Annotated in this window: 5 protein-coding genes; all 5 read left to right on the top strand. The window is 36.6% G+C overall.

Annotated elements, in window-relative coordinates; genetic code table 11:
- The first annotated feature begins 271 nt into the window (after positions 1 to 271).
- The gene (locus MT390_RS19200; protein ID WP_499442791.1) at positions 272 to 3796 is read left to right on the top strand and encodes an EAL domain-containing protein; all 3525 of its coding nucleotides are present in this window, start codon (positions 272 to 274) and stop codon (positions 3794 to 3796) included.
- Between the two features lie 560 nt (positions 3797 to 4356).
- Positions 4357 to 5325 (top strand): 23S rRNA pseudouridine(2604) synthase RluF, encoded by a 969-nt coding sequence (gene rluF / locus MT390_RS19195; RefSeq protein ID WP_499442790.1) that lies wholly within the window; start codon positions 4357 to 4359, stop codon positions 5323 to 5325.
- A complete protein-coding gene (gene thiL, locus MT390_RS19190) occupies positions 5322 to 6404 on the top strand; it encodes a thiamine-phosphate kinase (protein ID WP_499442788.1) in 1083 nt (360 codons plus the stop codon). Before rluF ends, thiL begins: the two co-directional genes overlap by 4 nt.
- Before the next feature lie 12 nt (positions 6405 to 6416).
- Positions 6417 to 6938, top strand: coding sequence for a phosphatidylglycerophosphatase A family protein (locus MT390_RS19185; protein ID WP_499442786.1), 522 nt, complete (start codon positions 6417 to 6419; stop codon positions 6936 to 6938).
- An 18-nt stretch (positions 6939 to 6956) separates the two neighbouring features.
- Entirely contained in the window at positions 6957 to 8495 is a 1539-nt protein-coding gene (locus MT390_RS19180; RefSeq protein WP_499442785.1) for an ABC transporter substrate-binding protein, read from the top strand.
- The last annotated feature ends 64 nt before the right edge of the window (positions 8496 to 8559 follow it).

Raw genomic sequence — 8559 nt, 5'->3', positions numbered from 1 at the left:
AAATGATATGAATAATCAATACAGAAAAATAGAGAATGGGACAGCTTTTTATTTACAGCAGAAATGAACAGTTCAAGATTAATTAAGAAATAACCTAGTCAGTTAAAGTTAAAGTTAAAGTTAAACTTAAACCAAGGCTGTGTTGTGAATGATGAGGTGGGCCTATTATCTTTATTTGTTACGTTGCTCGTTTCCCCTTTATCAGTATTTTTGGTGAGTTCTTTTTATATTAATGCAGTCATTGCGTTATGTTGAGTAAGGTAATAGATAAATGCTCACTTTTCTCCATTCATTAAAATCTCGATTATTATTTTTAATTTTTATGATTATATTGCCGGGATTTATTGCTGTTTTTTTTCAAGCAACTCAAGAGCGCAGTAGTGCCATCGAAACTGCTAGATTACGTGCGATTGATGTTGTTGATTATATGGCAGCGGAACAAATAAAAATTATTGATGAAACTGAAAAATTCTTAAAACGACTATCTAAATATCCTCAGTTATTAACCCCTGATTCCGCAGAATGTAATGCTTTTTTATCTGATATCGAGCAGCTATCTGAGTCCTATGTCAATCTTGGGGTCCCTAACATAAAAGGTCAATTACTCTGTAATGCTCATCCTTTAACGACGCCTGTAAACGTCGCTGACAGACCTTATATTCAAAAGGCGATATCTAAGCGGTCCTTTGCCATCGGTCAATTTCAATTTGATAGAGCTAGCCAGACCACCAGTATTAACTTTGCTTATCCTGTGATTGATACTAAAACAGATCAGCTTGTTGCGGTGGCCGTTGCTGTGGTATCACTGGAATGGTGGAGTAAAAAGTTAGAATCTACGCATTTACCGGTAAATACCGTTGCCTATATCACTGACGTTAATGACAAAATAATTGCTAACTATCCTGAAAATAAAGCGATCATTGGGAAATCAGTTAAAGATATTCCAAGTTTTAGTAAAGCAACATCTGCTCAACAAACCCAAATAAGAAAAGATCAAAATGGTTACATGAGGATCTTTGTTAATAGAAAACTAAGTTCTGAAGTTAATGATCAAGCTGTACGATTTATCGTAGGTATACCCTTTGATCATGAATTAGCGATTATCGACTCAAGATTGTCACGCATTACTATATTTCTTGTAGGCTTTATCTTATTGATCACTTTATTTGCAGTCTGGGTAATAAGGGAAAATATTTTAAAACCAATTAAAGCACTTGAAGTCTCCAGTAAACAACTTGAACTAGGTGAAAAAACAGATTTAGATTTTGTTGGCGAAACCAAGGAGCTTATTGATTTACAAAAAAACTTTTCTGCAATGGCCAAAACGAGACTAGAAGCTGAACAACAACTTAAAGATAGCCAGTTATTTTTAAGGGAAAGCGAAGCCAGTTTATCAAGACATTTACGAAATACCCCATTAGGCTCAATAGCATGGGATGTTAATTTTATCTGTACTGAGTGGAATCATGCAGCACAAGCGATCTTTGGTTATGCTTCCGAAGAGGCTATTGGTTCAAATATTGTAAGCCTAATTGTTGCACCTGATTTACGAAGTGAGTTTCTTGCCTATTATGATTCACTATTAGGTCATCAAGGAGGGAAGCAATTTAGCATATCTAATATCACTAAAGATGGGCACACCATTTATTGCAATTGGTATAACACCCTGATACTTAATAGCCTCGGAGTAGTAACCGGAATGGGCGCTTTTGTGAAAGATATGACGGTTGATAAACACAATCGCGATACATTAAATGAGTTTTTTAAACTACCGATGAATTTACATGTAATAGCGAGTTTCGATGGTTTGATTCTTAAGGCTAATACAGGGTGGCAGTCGATACTTGGTTTTAGTCGTGAAGAATTATTGAATAGTAATTTTTTCGATTTAATCCACCCTGATGATATCGGTAAAACAGTGTCAGAAACGATCAATTTACAAGCAGGAGAGAACACTTACTCTTTTGAAAATAGATACATGAATAAACAAGGAAAATATCGTTTAATTATGTGGTCTGCAACAGCTTCCGTAGAGCAACAGCGAATTTATGCTGTGGGAGTGGACATCACTGACCGTCGATTAGCTGAAGATAAATTAAAACTAGCTGCAGGTGTGTTCACGCATGCTAAAGAAGCAATTATTATTGCCGATGAAAAAAATCATATTATTGAAGTAAATAGTGCTTTTACTCACTTAACTGGTTACTCAAGCGATGAAGTATTTGGTAAAAAAACCAATATTTTTAAATCAGGACATTACTCGGATGATTTTTATCATGAAATGTGGCAAGCAATTTATCATCAAGGGTATTGGACCGGAGAAATTTGGAACCGTTGTAAAAATGGCGATATTGTACCTCATTTATTAACTATCAGTACCGTGTCAGATGATGCTGGTAAAGTGAAAAATTATATTGCCTTCTATACTGATATTGCTGCTATTAAAGCACATCAAAAGCAGCTTGAGCATATTGCGCAATATGATGTTTTAACGAATCTACCAAATCGTAGCTTGCTAGCAGATCGTTTAAAACAAGCAATGCGCTTATGTAAACGTAACAATTTTTCATTAGCGGTCGTTTTTCTCGATTTAGATAATTTTAAAGCGATTAATGACTTTCATGGGCACGATGTTGGCGATAAATTATTAGTTGAAATTTCACAGCGGATGCAAAAAACACTGCGCGATGAAGATACGTTATCTCGTTTTGGTGGTGATGAGTTTGTCGCAGTATTGGTTAACTTGGAGACACCGGAAGCCTGTGAACCTTTATTAGAGAGGTTGTTAAAATCAGTGTCAGCACCTGTTGCCATCGAACATTTAACTATTAATGTTTCAGCTAGCGTAGGTGTCACTATTTATCCCCACGATGGCGTTGATGCAGAGCAACTTTTACGCCATGCAGACCAAGCTATGTATAGTGCAAAACAAGAAGGTAAAAATCGTTATCATCTATTTGATATGGCGCAGGATATAGCGTTAAAAAGTTTACATGAGAACTTACTTCGTATTGGTGTTGCTTTGCAAAAGAATGAATTTATTTTGTATTATCAACCTAAAGTGAATATGCGAAGTGGTGAAATGATCGGAGTAGAAGCATTGCTCCGTTGGATTCACCCTGAAAGAGGGTTACTTTCTCCAGATGACTTTTTACCGATAGTTGATCGCCATGAATTGACCATTATTATTGGCGAATGGGTCATTGATAGTGCACTGACACAAATATCAGATTGGAAAAAAATAGGCCTACATACCACTATCAGTGTCAATATTGATGCATTGCAGTTACAACAAAATAACTTTGTTCAGCGCTTATCAGAGATATTGAATGCACACCCAGATGTTGATCCAAGCTCATTACAATTAGAAGTACTAGAAACGAGTGCGCTTGCTGACATCAAGAAGGTTTCAAAAATCATGTCTGACTGTATTAAGCTTGGTGTCGGATTTGCACTTGATGATTTTGGTACTGGGTATTGCTCCCTTACTTATTTGAAACAGTTGCCTGTGGATGTGATCAAAATAGATCAGACTTTTATTCGTGATATGTTACATGATCCTGATGACCTTTCTATTGTTGAAGGTGTCATGGGATTATCTAAAGCCTTTAAACGAGAAGTCATTGCTGAAGGAGTGGAAACGTTACAACATGGTGTTGCATTATTGCGTCTAGGCTGTCACTTTGCACAAGGCTTCGGTATTGCAAGACCGATGCCGGCTGCTAAATTACCTTCTTGGGTGAATAGTTGGCGACCAGATAAAACCTGGACACAGATAAAACTTGAACACAAATAAAATACGAAGTTAGCCTCTCCAGTTCTGAAAGGTATAGCTAGGTAAGGCAAAGTAAGGCAAAGTAAGCTATTTGGCTGCTTTTAGTGTTTATCGATGCGATTGTGTTAATCGCAGTGCATTTCATTTCCGTTAACTTCTCCGTTATGCTTTAATATAGCGTTTTATATTCATGGCACTTCAACTTGTAAAGTCAGTAGTAAAACTCGCCCCAAGATACTAGGCATAAAATGACAGATTAGCTTTTTAGTTAGCTAGCCTAGAAGCCTATTTTGCTTAGTAATATTCTTTTGCGATTTTATAATACTGTTGATAGCAGCAGAGCAGATTGGTATTAGCTTTATTGTGTCCGGTTATCTGAATTTAGCTACTGAACTTACCTACTTGAACTTAGTTACAAGAACTTAGTTACTTGAATTCATGCATCGCTTTTAGATTGCAACAATCAAGTTGGGCAATGATTGTTAGTATTGCATATGTACTGATAGGTAAGTTAGCGCGAGACCAAGATCTTGAAGTACGATGGGTATGTAGTCATAAAATAAATAATATTGGGGTTTACTGTGAGTCAAGATATCGAGAAACGTCTTAATAAATTTATCAGTGATTCGGGGTATTGCTCTCGACGCGAAGCTGATAAATTAATTGAACAAAGCCGCGTTAAAATTAATGGGCAAGTTCCTGAACTTGGCACTAAAGTGCAACCCGGAGATGAAGTTTTTGTTGATGGTAAACGTATCAATAAAATTGCGACAAATAAATCTGATCGTATTTATATTGCTTACAATAAACCGATTGGCATCACCTGTACCACTGAACGAAATGTGTACGGAAATATCATTGATGCAATCAAACATAAAGAACGTATTTTTCCTATTGGTCGTTTAGATAAACCCTCTGAGGGACTTATCTTTTTAACCAGTGATGGCGATATTGTTAATAAAATATTACGTGCAGAAAATGCGCATGATAAGGAATACCGTGTCACAGTAGATACCCCATTAAGTGAACGCTTTGTTGACAGAATGCAACGTGGTGTACCAATTTTAGATACGATCACTAAACCCTGTATTGTTAAAGTTGAAAGTCGTTTTGTATTTACTATTATTCTAACGCAAGGCTTAAACCGCCAGATACGTCGTATGTGTGAGTATTTAGGGTATGAAGTGACACGTCTGCAAAGAACGCGGATCATGAACGTTACACTTAATAATCTAAAAGCGGGGCAATGGCGTAATTTATCAGATCAGGAAATGGCTGACATTAATGCAGCTGTGGCAGGCTCTTCAAAGACAGCTATCAATACGACTTTGCCTAAATCTCAACAGTCGAGCGATGATGCGAATAGCGCTAAATTATCTCGTCAGAATCAGAGTAACGATAGCAACCCGTATTATGGGAAAGGTGAAAAAACAGATTTTAAATCAACGCCTAAAGCCAAGAAGGTATTTGTGAATAAAAATGCAAAAACGACTTCGGCATCAAAAAACAACCCAGCAACTAAACCTAAATTGTCATTAAAAAGAAAATGAGCAAGGGTGAGTTTGACATTATTTCACGTTATTTCCAGCGCAAGACCCAGTCCGCAAAGGATGTGGTGATTGGCATTGGAGATGATTGTGCGATTTTAGATATCGCCAATGGCTATCAACTTGCCGTCACAACGGATAGTTTAGTCAGTGGCGTACACTTCTTTGAAGATGTAGATCCCTATCGCCTAGGTTATAAATCATTAGCAGTTAACTTAAGTGATCTCGCTGCAATGGGGGCGACAGCAAGGTGGGTTTCACTCGCTATTACTTTACCGAACATAGATGAACCTTGGTTGGCTGAATTCTGTCGCGGTTTTTTTACGTTAGCAGATAAGTATAATGTGCAATTAATTGGTGGCGATACGACTAAGGGGCCTTTATCAATAACAGTTTCCGCGAAAGGTGTCATCAAATCAGGACAAGCATTAACACGTAAACAGGCTCAAGCAGGTGATATTATTTGTGTGAGTGGCTGTTTAGGGAATGGGGCACTAGGGTTAGCTATAAAATTGCAACAGCAGCAATCAGACAATCAGCAACAAGTCTTATCACTTGATGACCCTCAAGCTTTTATCGATGCCTTAGAGTTCACCGAGCCAAGGTTAGATATGGGCGCATTATTAGTGGGGATCGCCTCTAGTTGCATCGATATTTCTGACGGATTGAATCAAGATTTAGCGCATATTTTAAAGCAATCACAATGTAGTGCTGAAATAAGATTACAGGATTTGCCTTTATCTAATGCGATGCTTGAAGAAATAAAATCAGGTAATATTACGCTTTCACAGGCATGGCAGTTTGCTGTTAATGGTGGCGATGACTATGAGTTATTGTTTACTATTTCTCCTCATAAACTTGCTTTACTAAAGGATCAGTTAGCAATTCAGGGGAGCGAGTCATCGTTATCGTGTTTTGAAATTGGTAAAGTCAACGCAATTACCAAGACCACTGATGTCGTTGGTGGCCTATCTAATAACTTATCTACTAGCCTACCTATGCATAAAGAACCAGAGATCGTTTTTACTCACCATGAGCAGCTTGTCATATTAGACAATAGTAGCTGGGATCATTTTAAATAAGGTCACACATACATGTTAACTCGAGATGATTTGAAAGGTTTAAAGCTTTCAAATCCGATACACCTTGCTGCCGTTGGTTTTGGTAGCGGTTTAGCGCCTAAAGCACCTGGAACATTTGGTACTTTAGCAGCGGTTCCACTATTTTATTTATTAGCCATGCTGAGTATTGAATATTACCTAGCGGTATTAGTGATCACCAGTTTTGCTGGGTTTTGGTTTTGTCACGTTACCAGCGAAGCAATGGGTGTGCATGATCATAAAGCGATTGTCTGGGATGAGTTTGTAGGTTATTGGATCACCATGCTGCCGCTTTTATTGGTTTACCCAGAGATTAAAAATGGCATGGCGATTCCTTTTGTTTGGGTGTGCATCGGTTTTCTATTATTTCGTTTTTTTGATGTATTAAAACCTTTTCCAATTAGTTGGTTAGATAAAAAAGTAGAGGGTGGTTTCGGGATCATGATCGACGATATTGTGGCTGGTATCTTTGCTGCGATAGGTTTATTCTTGCTCATCCAATTCTATTCTTTATAAGCAATGTAAGAGGTAAATATGCGTTTACGTTGGTTTTTTATTACTTCAATATTTTACGCTGTTGGTTGTTTCGCACAAAATCCAAATGTATTTAATCCTCAAGCGATTACCGTTGCCGTTGATAAAATACCAACCTCATTTAATCCCTTTGCGGACCAAAAATTAATCGAAGAACAATTTAAGCATCTATTATTTGATCCACTGTTTCGTTGGGATCAGCAGCAACAGTTGGAAGCTCGCTTAGTTAAAAATTGGAAAAGAATTAATAACAAAACAATTCGTTTTTATTTACGTAAAAATGTCCATTTCCATTCTGGTAATATATTGACAGCAAAAGATGTTATTTGGTCTTTTGAGCAGGCAAAAAATAATGCGAAGTTACGTTTTTTTAATAAAATAGATACTATAACGTCCAATGACAGCAATAGCTTCGATATTCGCTCTGGACTGAGCGAAATTCAGTTGCTGGATGATTTAACTAATTTATTTGTGCTAGATTCAGCTTTTTATCAAAGTAATAAAAGATTATTAGATACCCCTCCGTCAATCATTTTACCGCCTATTACCCAATTGACTATGTCTGGTACTGGCCCGTATTTAGTACAAAAATATAATCCTGTGCTAGGGGTGTTAGTGATTGCAAACAATAACTATTGGGAAGGAGCGTTACCTACCAAATTCTTTCGTTTTATGCGTGTTAATAAACCACAATCGCGTTTGTTTGCACTCTTAGCAAATGATGTACAAGTCAGTTATGCAATTCCTAATAAGTTTATGGATGACCTTGCTGAAAACACCTCTACACGATTAGTACAAGTTCCTTCATCCAATGCCATCTTTCTTGCGATTAATGATCAATTGTCACCTGTATTAAGCGATAAAAAAGTACGTGAGGCTATCCATATGGCGATTAATCAACCGGGTATGCTGAAATATATTCTGAAAGATAATGGTCAAATTCAGCCTTCTGTAATGGCATTTACTGATAATAGTTTGGTACAAAAAGAAGATAAAAATACGCTGTCAATGCCTGAGTATAATTTAGAAAAAGCAAAGCAAATATTACAGGTACAACCTTTGCCTAAGCAGATGTCTTTGTTAGTCATGTTGGATTATGTGGGAAATACAAGAAAGGTTGCCGATGCATTAACACATATGCTAGATAAAATTGGCGTTAATCTGGTGGTACAAGAGGTAAGCTCTCAGAACGTTTGGGATAATACGAACCTTTATTATGATTTTACTATCTCTAGTTGGCAAACCAATTTGATGAGTAAAGATAATATTTATGAGGACTTATTTAAAAATAGTTTTTTAACTGGTTATCTGGAAGATAAATTTAAACAAAAAAAGATAGATGGAAATTTTAAATCTCAAGCTAACTACTTTCAAAAGTTGCAACAAGATAACTGGATTTTCCCTCTATTTTACCAAGATAAAATTTGGGCTCAAAACAATCAGTTTAACCTGCAAGATATTTTTTCAAGTAATGGTATTCCCTACTGGTCTCTGTTTAAAGTTAACAAAAATAGTAGGTTATTAAATCAGGATGGTTAATCGAACAACAAACTTTAAAGTCTGTTGTTCGTATATAAGAAACTTAAGCAGTTTATGAGGTGTA

Source organism: Vibrio sp. 2-Bac 85 (assembly GCF_037546705.1).
In the GTDB taxonomy this organism is placed as follows: Bacteria; Pseudomonadota; Gammaproteobacteria; order Enterobacterales; family Psychromonadaceae; genus Psychromonas.
Note: the sequence above shows the minus strand (reverse complement) of the source record. Positions and strands in the feature narration are given on the sequence as shown.

Excerpts from the sequence above, each read along its gene's own strand:
- MT390_RS19200 (WP_499442791.1), top strand. The coding sequence starts at position 272 with ATGCTCACTTTTCTCCATTCATTAAAATCTCGATTATTATTTTTAATT.
- thiL (WP_499442788.1), top strand. The coding sequence starts at position 5,322 with ATGAGCAAGGGTGAGTTTGACATTATTTCACGTTATTTCCAGCGCAAG.
- MT390_RS19185 (WP_499442786.1), top strand. The coding sequence starts at position 6,417 with ATGTTAACTCGAGATGATTTGAAAGGTTTAAAGCTTTCAAATCCGATA.
- MT390_RS19180 (WP_499442785.1), top strand. The coding sequence starts at position 6,957 with ATGCGTTTACGTTGGTTTTTTATTACTTCAATATTTTACGCTGTTGGT.